The following is a 14021-nucleotide window of genomic DNA, read 5'->3' on the forward strand; positions in this document are numbered from 1 at the left end:
TCGGACGGGACACCATCAGGCCATCACCCCGACGACTGCCGCCGTCACGAGAAGATTCACCAGCGCGAGCACGAGCAGGACTTTCCAGCCGATCTCGATCAACTGGTCGATCCGGACGCGGGGGACTGCCGAACGTGCCCACTGGGTGAACAGGAACACGCCCCAGATCTTGATGAGGAACCAGACGATTCCCGGCAGGAAGGGGCCAGCTGGGCCACCGAGGAACAGCGTCGCGATGATCGCCCCACCGAGGAAGATGTGGATGAACTCCCCGAGGTAAAACAGGACGAAGTAGACACTCGAGTACTCGGTCTGGTAGCCCGCGACGAGTTCGGTCGGCGCTTCGGGAATGTCGAAGGGGTTGCGGCCGACCTCTGCCAGGTTCGCGATCATGAACAGCGCGAACGCGAAGGGGTTGATGAACGCGAACCAGTTCGGAATCGCGACCGGCCCGAGCTGGAGGAACACCCCCTGCTGGGCGGCGACGATCTCGCTGAGTCGCAACGAGCCCGCAAAGAGCACGACCGACGCACCGGTCAACACGAGCGGGATCTCGTAGGCGAGGTTCTGGGCGACCGCGCGCAGCCCACCGAGGAACGAGTACTTGTTGTTCGAGGCGTACCCCGCCATCAACAGGCCGAGCGACGCGATCGACGAGACGGCGAAGACGTACGCCAGCCCGATCTCGGGGTCAGCAACCTGAATGCCGTTACCCATCGGGATCACGGCGAACCCGATGAGTGCGGAAGACGCGAGAATGAGCGGCGCGAGGTCGTAGGCCGGTCGATCGGCTTTTTCGGGGATGATCAGCTCCTTCGAGAGGAGCCGAACGGAGTCGACGACGATCGTCCCGATCCCCATCGGTCCGACGCGATTGACCGCGATCCGGTCGGTGAACGCCGCCGTGATCTTCCGTTTCGCCCACGGGCCCGCAAGTGCCGCATTGAGCAGGACGATGACCGCGACGACCGCCGCCGCGAGTAGTCCGGCCAGAAAGACCACGAGCGGGTTCGCCGCGTCCAGCCCGACCGAACCGAGCAGATCGACGATGGTATCGGTCAGCGTCGTCGCCTGGAGGTACATCACCGATCCACCTCCCCGAGCACGATGTCGAGACTGCCCAGCGAGGCCACCATATCAGGGATGTACTCGCCCTCGGACATCACCGGCAGCGTCTGAAGGTTCGAGAAACACGGACTCCGGATCTTGAACCGCGCGGGCTTGTCCGTGCCGTCGCTGCGGATGTAGATCCCGAGTTCGCCCTTCGCGCCCTCGACCGCCCGGTAGATCTCCTTGTCGGGTTCGGGCTTGAGCGTCCGAGGGACGTTCGACTGGATCTCCCGGTCGTCCTCGGGCCAGTCCTCGAGGATATCGGCGCACTGGCGGACGATCTTCGCGGACTCCTCGACCTCCCGGAGGCGAACGAGCAGCCTGGCGTAGTTGTCCATCCCGTCTTCGGTCACGACGTCCCAGTCGAGTTCGTCGTAGTAACCGTAGGGATCGTCCCGTCGAAGGTCGTAATCGACGCCCGATCCGCGGGCGACGGGGCCGGTCGCGCCGTAGGACTTGGCGACCTCCGGTGGGAGGACACCGGTGTCGATCGTTCGCATCTGGAAGATCTCGTTGCCGGAGATGAGGTCGTGGTACTCCTCGAGTCGCTCGGGCACCTCCTCGGTGAACTCCCGGACCTTCTCGAGGTACTCCTCACGGGGTTCGGGCAAGTCCCAGGCGACCCCGCCGAGCCGGAAGTAGTTGAACATGAGCCGCTGGCCAGTGAGGTCCTCGAGCAGGTTCTGGACGACTTCCCGGTCCCGAATGGCGTACATGAAGATGACCGTGAAGTCACCGTATAGATCCAGCCCGAAGGTCCCGACCGCGAGCATGTGGGCTGCGATCCGCGTGAGTTCCGCGCCCATCGTCCGGAGGACCTGCGCGTACTCCGGAACGTCGATATCCGCCAAGTCCTCGGCGGCACGGGCGTAGGCCCACTCGTTGAGCAACCCGCCGGGGGTGTAGTCCCACCGGTCGGGGTAGGGCATGATCTGGTGGCGATAAGTACCCTGCTCGCACATCTGCTCTTCGCTGCGGTGGAGATACCCGATGTCCGGGTCGATGTCGACGATCTGCTCGCCGTCGAGCACTGTCTTGACGTGGAGAACCCCGTGAGTCGCCGGGTGATGTGGCCCGATGTTGACGAACATCGTGTCGGGGTCTTGCGGGCTCTGTTTGTCCTCCTGGAGCGGATTGGCGTGCTCACGAAGGGGGACGACCTGCGGCTGAGTCTGGTTGTAGCCATTCGAGAGTGGATGACCTTGCCACGTCTCGGGCAAGAGAATGCGCCGCAGATCCGGGTGCTCGTCGTACTCGATACCGACGAGGTCGTAGGCTTCCCGTTCGTGCCAGTCGGCGGTGTCGAACACCGATGCGCCCGACTGACTCACCGGCTCGTCGGAGCTGGTGGGGACCACGATCGACAGTTCCTGTGTCGGGTCGTCGTACTTCTTGAGGTGGTAGATCGACTCGTAGCGGTCGTCGTACTCCTGGGCGGTGACCGCCGAGAGGTGATCGAAGCCCGCTCGGTCTTTCAGCGTCGAGAGGACGTCTTCGACCTCGTCCGGCCGAATCACGAACCCCTCGGCGTTGACGTGCTCCTCGCGGTCGAGGACGTGCTCACCGAGCAAGTCGGCGAGTGCGTCGTAGTCCAGTCCGTCCTCGGTCACGCCGACGTCACGTTCTTGTTGTAAGCTCATGGCGAATCAGCCCAGTTGTACCGCATGACGAGATCGTCCTCGTCGATCTGGTCGGCGAGTTTCTCGACGATTTCGTCCTGTTCGAGCTCGCCGAACTCCTCGAGTTCGTAGGGCTTGACGACCACAGGCGAGGACTCGCCGTTGGCGATGCGCTCCTGGAGTTTGGCGACGCCGTAGATCAGCGCCTCGGGCCGGGGCGGGCACCCCGGGATCTGGATGTCGATCGGGATGACCTCTTCGGCCCCTTTGACGACGTTGTACCCCTCCTGGAAGGGGCCGCCGGAGATCGTACACGACCCCATCCCGATGGTGAACTTCGGCTCCGGGACCTGATCGTAGACGCGCTTCATCCGGGGGGCGAACTTCGAGACGATGGTCCCGGGGACGATCATCACGTCCGCCTGCCGTGGCGAGGCACGGGGAACGCCGGCGTGGAAGCGATCGAGGTCGTGTTTCACCGAGTAGGTGTGCATCATCTCGATCGAGCAACAGGCGATCCCGAACTGGAGCATGAACATCGACGAGCCCCGGGCCCAGTTCATGAACTGGTCGAACTTCGTGAGGATGAACGGCGTCGAGCCCAGCGCCTCACGCAGCCGGGAGTTGAACCGGTCGTCGACGCCCTCGCCCATCCGGGCCTCGCGTGTGGATTTCGTGCCGGTGCTCTCTGTCGGTTGTGTGTTCTGACTCATGCTATGATTCGATCCGTTGTCGGCGTGCGCGCTTGCTGGTCACCCATCGGACGGCCCCATTGCGCCACGCCCAGCCGAGGCCGACCGCGAGAATACCGACGAACACGACCATCGGCGCGAGCGCACGCCAGAGGCCGACGGCCTCGACGGCGTCGTTGTAGATGACCGTCCAGGGGAAGATGAGGACGGTCTCGATATCGAAGACGACGAACAGTAACGCGACCATGTAGTATTGAATGTTGAACTGGATGCGGGTGTCGCCGGTCGGCACCTCGCCGCTCTCGTAGGTGGCGCGCTTGCTTCGTTCGGGCACACTCGGCCGGAGTAACGCCGAGATCGCCAACATCGACAGGAGGATGATTAGCCCGACGAGCGCCAGCGCCCCGATTGCGATCCATGGATTGCTCATGTGGCCACTCTGGCCGTGGTTGGGTGCGGTCCCACATAAGGGTTCAGTGTTTCGGCCCGCGATACGGGCGATAGCGGCCATTTTTGCCCCGTCCTCCCAGGAGTTCGATCACGATCGACTCGCTACAGTCGCCGGTCACGCTGGACGGCAACCGGATCGGTGAGACGCCGAATCGACTGGCAGTCAGTGTTGTGCGCTACTCACGGAAGCGCGGCGTTCCGCGTTCGTGCAGCGCCCGCGAGACCTCGCCGACGTCCTGTTGTAACCCGTCGTGGTACTGGAGAAGCCGTTCCCGGAGGTCGGAGTGCTGACGGGCGAGGATCTGGACCGCCGAGAGCGCGGCGTTGAAGGACTTTCCGGCGTCGACAGCGACGATGGGCGCACCCTGTGGCATCCCGATCACCGAGGGCAGAGACTTCTCCTGGACGGGAACGCCGATGACCGGCAACGGATACGCGATCGAAGCCGTCATGTTCGGCAGGTCGGCGCTCTTCCCGCCCGCACCGGCGATGATGACGTCGATCCCACGATCCTCGGCGGTCTCGGCGTAGGCGTACATCAACTCGGGCGTCCGATGTGCGGAGACGACGAACGTCTCGAAGGTAAAGCGCGCCTCGGGCGCGGTCTCGTAGTCGGTCTGTTCGACGAAGTCGAGTTCCTCAGTCAAGACGTCGTAGGCCCCAGGCCGGCCGGATTCGGAGCCGGCCATCACGTCGAGATCCGAGTCCGAACCCATGATGATCCCGATATCCGGGGTTTCCTCGGCTGGACGGTCCATCTCGGCCTCTGCTTCAAGCTGGTCGATCAGTGACTGGACGCTCTCGCTCGTCATGGGCGAGTGTGCTCGCGGGGGTGGCCTAAGCGTGTCGGGATCGAATCAGCCGCGATCCAGTCCGTCTCAACTCGACCGGAACGTCAGCTCGTCGCGAACGTCACGCGTCCGTTCGAGTAGCTCGCCCGGATCGGCGTCGTCGTCCCCGACCTGGGTCACGTGGCCCATCTTCCGCAGGCGATAGACCTCGTCCTTCCCGTAGTAATGCATCGACGCGCCGTCGGCTTCGAGCGCATGATCGACGTTCCGAAGTGTGGCGTCCTGTCGCTCGTCGACGTCGCCGAGGACGTTCGCCGTCACCGTCGGCGAGCGGCGATCGGTCGCCCCGAGCGGCCACCCGACGACAGCCCGGAGGTGCTGTTCGAACTGTGAAGTGAGCGCACCCTCGATGGTCCAGTGGCCGGAGTTGTGCGGGCGGGGAGCGATCTCGTTGAGGAAGATCTCGTCGTCAGGCCCCTGGAAGAGTTCGATCCCGAAGACACCACGCCCCGCCATCACGTCCAATACGTCCAGAGCGACCTCGCGGGCACGCTCGCGTACGGCCGGATCAGCACGCGGTGGCGAGACCGTCTCCCGCAGGATCTCCTCGCGGTGGATCGTCTCGGTCACGGGGAAGGTGTCGCGCTCGCCGTCGCCACGGACGCCCATGACGGCGAGTTCGCGCTCGAAGTCGACGAAGGCTTCGACCATCGCCGCCCCGGACGGGTCCTCGGGTGTCGCGCCGGGCGCGGCGTCGACGATGGTCGCGAAGGCCGATTCGACATCGTCGGGCGATTCGATCGGGACGTTCCCGCGGCCGTCGTAGCCACCCTCCCGGGCTTTCAGCATGGCCGGATAGCCCAGTTCGTCGAGTGCAGCCCGGAGATCGTCGACCGAATCCACGCCGCGGAACGGGGGGACGGGTACGCCGGCGTCTTCGAGGCGGCGCTTCTGGACGAGTTTGTCCTCGATGAGCGAGAGCGTCTCGGGCTTGGGGTGGACTGGTGTCCCCGTCTCCTGGCTTACTGTCTCCAGAACCCCCGTCCCGGCGAGTTCGATCTCGTAGGTAAGGTAGTCGGCGCGTTCTGCGAGTTCAGCAAGTGCGTCGGGGTCGTCGAAGTCGGCGACGATCTGGTCGGCGACAACCGGCGAGGCGGGCGCGTCGGGTGTCGGATCCACGACGATCACCTCGATCCCGAGCGGCGCGGCGGCCTCGCCGAGCATCCGGCCGAGTTGGCCGCCGCCGACGACGCCGACGGTGGGGCCTGGCAGCGTAGTTGTCACGGTTGGCTCGCGGTTCCACAGGCGCGGCCAAAAGGGTTGCCTTGCGACACGAACGATCGTCGCACAATCCGCGGTCAGTCCTCGTTGACGCTCTCGTGGACGTAGATCGTCGCTTCCGAGCCGTAGGTCCGGAGCCGATAGGTACGTGGCTGGTAGTCGGTTTCGAGCGCATCCTCGGGCACGGTAGCGTCGCTGTCTCGCGTAATCACGATCGGGGGTGGATCGTCACCCTCGGTGCGATCGACGAGCGCATCGCTGTCGCCCTCGCACTCGGAATCGGCGTCGTAGGCGGCGAGATACCAGTTCATCGGGAGCAGGTTCGTCCACTGCGTGCAAGTGGGCCGGAAGTCCTTGCTGACACTGCCCGGATCGCTTCTGACATACGCGTTGTCCCCAGTCGAGCCGTCGTAGACGACGACGTCCGTCCCGGCGTTCGTCGCGGCGACTGCCTGCAACTGGTCGAGCGCGCGGAGGTCGTCTGCGGGTTGGCCGTACTGCACGAGCATGTTGTCTTCCGACCGATCGGCCGGTGGATACGCGCCGGAGACGGCCACGGAAGCCACCAGTAGCGCGACGATGACGATGACGACTGCTGACAGCCCGAGATCGAACCGATCGTTCCGCCGGTAGGCGACCGTCGCCCACCGGCCGACGATGCCGAGACCGACGGCCGCGGGGACCGCCAGCGGGACGACGACGTGGGTCATGTTCCACTTCCAGCCCGCGTCGATCGAGAGCGTCAGCGGGTACCCGATCACCGAGAACACCGCCGCAAAGAACATGAACAGCACCAGCGTCCGACTGCGCTCGGCGAGATACCGTTCGTAGAGGACGCCGACGAGCCCGAAACCGACGACGGCTGGGGCTTTCGAAAGAAGGCCACCGCCCATCGCGAACAGCCGCGACAGGTAAGGGACAGCTTCGGGATCGGTGCTCGACGCCGTCGCTTCGACGACCGGCGACCCGGGGAGATCCAGGATGACGGCGTCCATATCGCCGAACGCGAAGTACTCGCCAGTCGGATAGACAACGTACGTGAGAGTATCCCAGACCAGGTGAGGGATCTTGAGAGGACTACCGAGCGCCGCCCAGAGGCTGAGTCCCTCCGGCGGGTGATAGATTCCGTCGACGCCACCACCCCGTGGCGCGAACAGGACGGTGAACAGCGCCAGGGCCACGACAGCGATCCCGATAGCGTGGCCGACGTAGAACCGAGGGTGCTGGCGGACGGCCCCCAGACGGCTTCGGAAGTGAGCGAACTTCGTCGCCACCAGATCGAGGCCACCGCGATAGTTTCGGGGGCGATAGAGCGCGACGTCGAGGATGATCGCACCGGCCCCGAGCCAGGTGAGCACGTACAGCGGCGCGTTCTCCTTGGATCCGACAGCCAGCACGATGCAGACAGTCGCCGCGTAGAGATACCGAATGCGGCGGGTGTCATAGAAGCGAACGAAGAGGCCGAAGGCGGTGAACATGAACGTCGCGACCAGCAGATCGCTGCGCATGAACCGCGAGTAGTACAGCAGGACGGCGTTGGCCGAGAGCAACCCAGAGAGGACGATGACTTCAACGTCCCGGAGGTGCTCGCGATAGAGGAGGGCTGAAAGCGGGAGGAGGCCGCCGATGATCGCGACGGGAATCCGGATCGTCGTGTCGCTGGGCCCGAGAATTCCAAAGAGATACCGCGAGAGGTGCTGGATCACCGGGCCGTGGGTGTGGGAGTTGTATGCGAAGCGGCCCGTCTCGAACGTGTAGTCGACCCAGTAGGCGACGCGGGCCTCGTCCCAGTGGGCGGGCCGCAATCCGAGGAGGATGAAGCGGGCGAGCAGCCCGACGGCCGTGAACGCCAGCACGGCGGCGACCATTGGATGCTCGGCGATAGCGGCCCGAATTCGGGTGCTGCTGTCGCGGGAGGGCGGGTCAGCGGCGTCGGCGACCTCAGCCATGTTGGCTTGCTGTGTCCCCGGGGGTTAGAATCCTTCCGATTAGACGAATATCCCGGACCGTCGAGAGTCGAGCGGTACACCTTTACCCGCCGGGCGGTCATCACCCACCACGAAACGCGGGAGCCGGTTCGTGACGAACCCGGGCCGGCGGCCCGTACGGAGAGCACTACACATGGACTTCGCCGAACGCATCACGCGAGTCGAACCGAGCGCGACCATCGCGATCAGCAACCTCGCCGCCGAACTCGAGGCCGACGGCGTCGACGTCGTCGACCTGAGCGTCGGCGAACCGGACTTCGATACGCCGGAGAACATTAAGGACGCCGCCAAAGCGGCCATGGACGCGGGCAACACGGGCTATACGCCCTCGGACGGGATTCCCGAGCTCAAAGACGCCATCGTCGAGAAGCTCCACGACGACGGACTCACCCAGTACGGGAGCGAGAACGTCATCGTCACGCCAGGTGGCAAGCAAGCCCTCTACGAGGTTTTCCAGTCGCTGATCGACGACGGGGACGAGGTCTGCCTCCTCGATCCCGCGTGGGTCTCCTACGAGGCGATGGTCAAGCTTGCCGGCGGGAGTCTGGCGCGCGTCGACACCGCCGCCCACGACTTCGACCTCGAGCCCGCACTGGACGATCTCGCGGCGACGGTCTCCGACGAGACGGAGCTGCTCGTGATCAACTCGCCGGGCAACCCCCACGGCTCGATCTACTCCGACGCCGCACTCGAGGGCGTCCGCGACCTGGCCGTCGAGCACGACATCACCGTGATCTCCGACGAGATCTACAAGGAGATCACCTACGACGGCCGGGAGGCGACGAGTCTGGGGGCGCTCGACGGCATGGAAGATCGGACGATCACGCTCAACGGCTTCTCGAAGGCCTACGCGATGACCGGCTGGCGGCTTGGCTATTTCGCCGGCCCCGAAGAGCTGGTCGAGCAGGCGGGGAAACTCCACTCCCATTCGGTGACCTGCGCGGTCAACTTCGTCCAACACGCCGGCGTCGAAGCCCTGCGAAACGTCGACGAGAGTATCGAGGAGATGCGGGCAGCCTTCGAGCAGCGGCGGGACATGTTGGTGGATCTGTTCGCCGAGTACGGCAAAGAGATTCCCGAACCGGAAGGTGCGTTCTACGTGATGCTTCCCGTGGATGGAGACGACCAGGCCTGGGCCGAGGAAGCCGTCGAGGAGGCCCATGTCGCGACTGTACCGGGGAGTCCGTTCGGCACGCCGGGGTACGTCCGGCTCTCGTACGCCGCGAGTCGAGAACGACTCCGAGAGGGTGTCGAGCGGCTGGCCGAGGCAGACTTGTTGTGAACCGCTAAAGCGGAGTGGAGTGAACTGTTACTGACGCTGATCGAGAATCCGCTCGACGATGCGACCCGTCGAGAGTACCGCCCCCTCGTAGTCGGGTTCGTACTGGCTGGCTCGCTTGACCACGCAGTCGATCCCGCGTTCGGCGAGCGCGTCGGCGATGTCGCCCCGGTCGTGGTGCTGATCGTAACCCAGTACCAGGACATCGGGATCGATCCGCTCGACCGGGACGAAAATGTCGTCGTCGTGGCCGACGACCGCCGCTTCCACCGGGTCGAGAGCGGCGACCATCTCACGGCGCTGTTCGTTCGGCAGGATCGGTGGGTCCTTGTGGGTGACGTTCTCCCGCCGGGCGACGATGACGTGGAGTTCCTCGCCCATTTCGGCGGCCTCGCGGAGATAGTGGAGATGCCCCGGATGAAGCAAATCGAAGGTTCCCTGGGCGACGACGGTGGTCATTCAGTGACGCCCCTCCCACTCGTCACTCTCCTCGCGGAGTTCGCGGTCGATGTCTGCCTGCGTGAAGTCGAAAAACGACTCCTCGGGCGGTTCGACGTCGAAGACCGGCAACTCGATGGGCTCGCCGTCGCTGTCGAAGGCCTGCCAGTCACCGCGTTCGTACGGTGCGCCGACGATGATATGGACGTCGCCACGCTGGAAGGAGGCCAGGTCGGCGTCGCTCGGCCTGAGGACGCCGTTGGGGTGGGAGTGAACCGACCCGACGCTCTGGACGTCGTTTGGAATCATACTCGTCTTGACGGTCGCACTCACCGAATTCGATTCAGTCCCGGGAATTACCAGCACGTCCGTGATGACTGTTCCGTCCCGATCGAGGCCGAGCGAGCGCGCGTCCTCGCCCCGGAGCATCCCCATGTACTCGTGGGGATGGCTGTCACGACTGGCAGCCAGCGCGAACGACAGCGCCGCCTCGGCGATGCCGACGACACCCGCGGAGCGAAACAGCCGCATAGCAATTCGTCCGGTCGGGTTCCTTCTAAGGGTTCCGATGCGTACGATGCTGTGCTGGTTTCGAGGCGTGAGCGCGTCGCACAGTCGGTGGCGCTTATCAACAGGTTAAAACGGCGACGACGCCGAACGCACATACACAATGCCGATTTCGTCAGATTCGACCGCCGGCGATGCCGATCCGGATTCCTCGGACGGCGATCGGCCGGTCGTCTACGATCTCGACCCTCGCTGCCCGTTCGACGATGTCGACGAAGGCGAGTTGTATCACGCGACAGTCAACGGCGTCGTCGAGTACGGCGTCTTCGTCGATCTCTCCGAAGAAGTCTCGGGACTGGTCCACGAGTCGAATCTCCAGGGAAGCTACGATCGCGGGGACAAGCTCATCGTCGCCCTCGAAAACGTCCGGGAGAACGGCGACCTCGCGTTCGCCGAGCGTCGACCGACCGACTACCGCACCGTCGCCGTCGAAGCCGACGCGGACGGCGAACGCCCGGACCTCGCCGACAACGTCGGCGAGTCGGTCCGACTGGAAGGTGAAGTCGTCCAGATCAAACAGACCGGTGGGCCGACTATTTTCCAGGTCCGAGACGGCGAGTCCGTCGTCCCGTGTGCTGCCTTCGAGGACGCGGGCGTCAGGGCCTACCCCGACGTCGACATCGAGGACCTGGTCCAGATCCGCGGGCGCGTCGAAGAACGTGACGGGGGCATCCAGATCGAGGTCGAATCACTGGAGCCGGTGACGGACGAGGCCGCGGCTGACCTCCGAACGCGACTCGAAGAGTCGACCCAGGAAGCCGCAGCCCCCCACGACGTCGATCCGCTCGTCGAGTGGGACGCACTCGACCCACTGCTCGAGGACCTCGAGTCCGTCGCCCGCCGACTCCGTCGCGCCGTCCTCGAGGGACGACCGATTCGAATGCGTCACCACGCCGACGGCGACGGAATCGCCGGGAGCGTCCCGCTCGCGGTCGCCCTCGAGAACTTCATCGAGGAGGTTCACGCAGACGGCGACGCCGCCCGACACCTGCTCAAGCGTCTGCCGAGTCGTGCGCCGTACTACGAGATGGAGGACGTCACCCGCGACCTCAATCACGCCTTAGAGAGTCGCGAACGCCACGGTCAGAAGCTTCCCCTCCTGATGATGCTGGACAACGGCTCGACCGAGGAGGACGTCCCGGCCTACCAGAATCTGGCCCACTACGACGTCCCGATCGTCGTGATCGACCACCACCACCCTGATCCCGAAGCGGTCGAGGGACTCGTCGACGACCACGTCAATCCCTACCTCCACGACGAGGACTACCGGATCACGACGGGCATGCTCTGTGTCGAACTCGCGCGCATGATCGATCCCGATCTGACCGAGGACCTCACGCACGTCCCGGCGGTCGCCGGGCTCGCCGATCGCTCGGAAGCCGAGGCGATGTCGGACTATCTCGGCCTGGCCGAGGGTGCCGGCTACGAGCAGGCGGACCTCCGGGACATCGGTGAGGCGCTCGATTTCGCCACCCACTGGCTTCGCTACGACGACGGCGGCCCGCTGATCACCGACGTCCTCAACGTCGCGTGTGACGATCGCGACCGCCACGAGGAGATCGTCGAGTTCCTCTCGACGCGGGCCGAGCGTGACGTCTCCGAACAACTCGACGCGGCGATGGACCACGTCGAGCACGAGCAACTCGACAACGGGGCGCACCTCTACCGCCTCGACGTCGAGAACGCGGCCCGGCGATTCACGTACCCCGCCCCCGGCAAGACGACGGGAACGATCCACGATCGGAAGGTCGCAGAGACCGGTGATCCCGTCATCACGATCGGCTACGGACCCGACTTCGCCGTCCTCCGAAGCGACGGCGTCCGGCTGGACATCCCCACGATGGTGACCGAACTCCGTGAGGAGATCCCGAGCGGCGGCGTCAGCGGCGGCGGCCACCTCGTCGTCGGGTCGATCAAGTTCGTCGAGGGCCGACGCGAGGACGTCGTCGACGCTCTCGTCGAGAAGATGGCCGACGCCGAGATCGACGAGGCCCTCCAGAGTTCCGCGTCGCTTCCCGAGGACGTCTGAAGCGCGCGAAAGCGAACTTCTGGCTGGTGATTCCCGACATCTTCAGGACTCTTGATCCGGGATATCGCCGAAATCCTCCGCGAGGAGTCGCTCCTCGCCAGGAGATCCCCCGGCGTCGGCGAATTCGATGCGTCGGCCGACGAGGACCGCCACGAGTGCAGCCACGGCCACGAGAACCGCGAGTCCAACCGAGAGTCGCCAGACGGCCGCCGCCCAGTCGTCGGCGAAGACGCGTCCGAAGTATCCGGCCGGTCCCTCCCCCGCCAGCGCGACGACGACCTCCCGGTTCTCCCGCGCGGAGTGATCGTTCCAGTTGAGACTCCCCACCAGGGCCGTCTCGCCGTCGACGACGACGCCCTTGGCGTGGATCTTTCCGAACCGATCGCGGGGCCGAGCCAGTCGGACTGATAGCGGTGCGTCCACTTTTTGTGCCCACTGTTCGAGCCGATCGGTGACTGCTCGATTCTCTTCGGCGGCGTACCACGCCCGGGAGAGCAGCAAGCGAACCTCGACTCCCCGTTCGGCGGCGCGTTTCAGCGCCCGGACGAACGACTGGTTGGCCCCGCCAACACTGGCCTGGACGACGTCGATCGACGTCTCGGCGGCGTCGAGACGCTCGATGACTGCCTCCTCGGCGTTGTCGGGAGCCACCAGCAGGGAGACACTCTTCGCGTCGTGGCGCTGCGGGGCGTGGCGGGTTGGGTAGCTGCCGTTGGAGGGCGTGGGATCACTGAACTCCCGTCCCGACCGGAACTCACGCCACGGGATCGCATCGCGCCACCCGGCGTCCGCCCGGAAGGTATCCACGAGGGACTCGACGATCCCCGAATCCGAGAGCACCACGCCCCAGCCACGGCTCGACCGGCCGCCCATCCCGGCGGGTTTCCAGTTTTCGGTCAGCACCATCGCCCGGTCGTCGACGACGGCGTACTTCGCGTGGTGGTGATCGACGCGGGCGGCGTCGCCGCCGACGGCGTTCACCCGGACGCCACTGTCGGAGAGTCGATCGAGGAGGCGCGCCTGCCGTCGACTCATGCCGCCGACCGGCCCACCCTCGACGAGAAGGCGAACGTCGACGCCCCGCTCACTCGCGGCGAGGAGGGCCTCGGTCGCGTCCCGGGACGTGAACGTATACGCCGCCACCATGATTCGATCGTCCGCGCTCGAAAGAACCTCGACCGGCAGGCCGCCCGCGTCCGGGAGGACGAACGTCCGCACCGCCCCACCGTTGCCCCGCCGGACGTCGAAATCCGTCTTTCCGAGTGGTTCCCAGGCGATCGACCCGTTCTCGACACGGCCGAGTTCACCCTCGGGGGCGTTCTCGTAGCCGACGCTGTCGACGATCTGTTGACCGTCCTGGAGCGTCAGGTTCTCGCCACCGTTGGCCAGCGGAACGTGACCATCGAGTGCGGAAACTGGCGAGTCCGTGAGAGTAGCCACCCGCGCCGGATCGGTCGAGAGCGCGATCCGACCCGAGACGGTCGCGTTCGGAAGCCGCGCTGTCGAGTGATCGTCTGCGAGCGTCCAGCCAGTCAGATTTGTCTCAGCGGGGGCCGAGAGGACGACGTATTCGCCGGCGTCTCCCTCGGTGACCGGGTTGGGATAGATCGCCGCGATTGAGACGTTCGGGCCGGTCGCCTCGGGCGCGTTCGAGTCGTGCTCTGCGACGACGACGCCGGCTCCGAACGTTCCGGCCAGCACGACGACCACCAGACAGGCGAGCGCACGACGCACGGCGAGTGCTGGGTCGGTTCTGGTATATAAAATCGCGGCGCGC

The 14021-nt window shown here is 65.4% G+C and carries 12 protein-coding genes; 2 read left to right on the top strand and 10 right to left on the bottom strand.

Features of this window, described 5'->3' with window-relative positions; all coding sequences use genetic code 11:
- Positions 1-15: 15 nt before the first annotated feature.
- The 7 genes from HTIA_RS03035 to HTIA_RS03065 form a co-directional block, all read right to left on the bottom strand.
- Positions 16-1083, bottom strand: a complete 1068-nt coding sequence (locus tag HTIA_RS03035; protein WP_008527933.1) for a complex I subunit 1/NuoH family protein — start codon at positions 1081-1083, stop codon at positions 16-18.
- Entirely contained in the window at positions 1083-2750 is a 1668-nt protein-coding gene (locus tag HTIA_RS03040) for an NADH-quinone oxidoreductase subunit D (RefSeq protein WP_008527932.1), read from the bottom strand. Before HTIA_RS03040 ends, HTIA_RS03035 begins: the two co-directional genes overlap by 1 nt.
- Complete coding sequence (locus HTIA_RS03045) at positions 2747-3442, bottom strand: NADH-quinone oxidoreductase subunit B (protein WP_008527931.1); 696 nt, start codon at positions 3440-3442, stop codon at positions 2747-2749. The genes HTIA_RS03040 and HTIA_RS03045 overlap by 4 nt, the downstream gene beginning before the upstream one ends.
- A gap of 1 nt (position 3443) precedes the next feature.
- Positions 3444-3851 carry an NADH-quinone oxidoreductase subunit A gene (locus HTIA_RS03050; RefSeq protein WP_008527930.1) on the bottom strand — a complete coding sequence of 136 codons (408 nt, stop codon included), beginning with the start codon at positions 3849-3851 and terminating at the stop codon, positions 3444-3446.
- Positions 3852-4047: 196 nt separating this feature from the next.
- Complete coding sequence (gene purE, locus HTIA_RS03055; RefSeq protein WP_008527928.1) at positions 4048-4683, bottom strand: 5-(carboxyamino)imidazole ribonucleotide mutase; 636 nt, start codon at positions 4681-4683, stop codon at positions 4048-4050.
- Between the two features lie 66 nt (positions 4684-4749).
- Positions 4750-5967 carry a 5-(carboxyamino)imidazole ribonucleotide synthase gene (locus HTIA_RS03060; protein WP_079980303.1) on the bottom strand — a complete coding sequence of 406 codons (1218 nt, stop codon included), beginning with the start codon at positions 5965-5967 and terminating at the stop codon, positions 4750-4752.
- A gap of 53 nt (positions 5968-6020) precedes the next feature.
- Positions 6021-7892 carry a flippase activity-associated protein Agl23 gene (locus tag HTIA_RS03065; RefSeq protein ID WP_008527924.1) on the bottom strand — a complete coding sequence of 624 codons (1872 nt, stop codon included), beginning with the start codon at positions 7890-7892 and terminating at the stop codon, positions 6021-6023.
- A gap of 172 nt (positions 7893-8064) precedes the next feature.
- Between HTIA_RS03065 and HTIA_RS03070 the strand changes: the two genes are divergently transcribed.
- Positions 8065-9213: a pyridoxal phosphate-dependent aminotransferase gene (locus tag HTIA_RS03070; protein ID WP_008527923.1), complete on the top strand. Its 1149-nt coding sequence runs from the start codon at positions 8065-8067 to the stop codon at positions 9211-9213.
- Positions 9214-9240: 27 nt separating this feature from the next.
- On the opposite strand, the gene HTIA_RS03075 is transcribed toward HTIA_RS03070, so the two are convergent.
- Positions 9241-9669, bottom strand: a complete 429-nt coding sequence (locus tag HTIA_RS03075) for an adenylyltransferase/cytidyltransferase family protein (RefSeq protein ID WP_008527922.1) — start codon at positions 9667-9669, stop codon at positions 9241-9243.
- Positions 9670-10179, bottom strand: coding sequence for a Mov34/MPN/PAD-1 family protein (locus tag HTIA_RS03080; protein ID WP_008527921.1), 510 nt, complete (start codon positions 10177-10179; stop codon positions 9670-9672).
- A 139-nt stretch (positions 10180-10318) separates the two neighbouring features.
- On the opposite strand from HTIA_RS03080, the gene HTIA_RS03085 reads away from it, so the two are divergent.
- On the top strand, positions 10319-12244 hold the full coding sequence (locus HTIA_RS03085; RefSeq protein WP_008527920.1) for a DHH family phosphoesterase: 1926 nt from the start codon (positions 10319-10321) through the stop codon (positions 12242-12244).
- A gap of 42 nt (positions 12245-12286) precedes the next feature.
- Here the strand turns inward: HTIA_RS03085 and HTIA_RS03090 are convergent, their stop codons facing one another.
- Entirely contained in the window at positions 12287-13978 is a 1692-nt protein-coding gene (locus HTIA_RS03090; protein ID WP_008527918.1) for a phospholipase D-like domain-containing protein, read from the bottom strand.
- Between the last annotated feature and the right edge of the window lie 43 nt (positions 13979-14021).

This window comes from Halorhabdus tiamatea SARL4B (genome assembly GCF_000470655.1).
In the GTDB taxonomy this organism is placed as follows: Archaea; Halobacteriota; Halobacteria; order Halobacteriales; family Haloarculaceae; genus Halorhabdus; species Halorhabdus tiamatea.

What these genes read in the sequence shown, in the direction of transcription:
- HTIA_RS03075 (WP_008527922.1), bottom strand. Translation starts at nt 9,669, where the DNA reads ATGACCACCGTCGTCGCCCAGGGAACCTTCGATTTGCTTCATCCGGGG.
- HTIA_RS03040 (WP_008527932.1), bottom strand. Translation starts at nt 2,750, where the DNA reads ATGAGCTTACAACAAGAACGTGACGTCGGCGTGACCGAGGACGGACTG.
- HTIA_RS03070 (WP_008527923.1), top strand. Translation starts at nt 8,065, where the DNA reads ATGGACTTCGCCGAACGCATCACGCGAGTCGAACCGAGCGCGACCATC.
- purE (WP_008527928.1), bottom strand. Translation starts at nt 4,683, where the DNA reads ATGACGAGCGAGAGCGTCCAGTCACTGATCGACCAGCTTGAAGCAGAG.
- HTIA_RS03085 (WP_008527920.1), top strand. Translation starts at nt 10,319, where the DNA reads ATGCCGATTTCGTCAGATTCGACCGCCGGCGATGCCGATCCGGATTCC.
- HTIA_RS03035 (WP_008527933.1), bottom strand. Translation starts at nt 1,083, where the DNA reads ATGTACCTCCAGGCGACGACGCTGACCGATACCATCGTCGATCTGCTC.
- HTIA_RS03045 (WP_008527931.1), bottom strand. Translation starts at nt 3,442, where the DNA reads ATGAGTCAGAACACACAACCGACAGAGAGCACCGGCACGAAATCCACA.
- HTIA_RS03050 (WP_008527930.1), bottom strand. Translation starts at nt 3,851, where the DNA reads ATGAGCAATCCATGGATCGCAATCGGGGCGCTGGCGCTCGTCGGGCTA.
- HTIA_RS03080 (WP_008527921.1), bottom strand. Translation starts at nt 10,179, where the DNA reads ATGCGGCTGTTTCGCTCCGCGGGTGTCGTCGGCATCGCCGAGGCGGCG.
- HTIA_RS03065 (WP_008527924.1), bottom strand. Translation starts at nt 7,892, where the DNA reads ATGGCTGAGGTCGCCGACGCCGCTGACCCGCCCTCCCGCGACAGCAGC.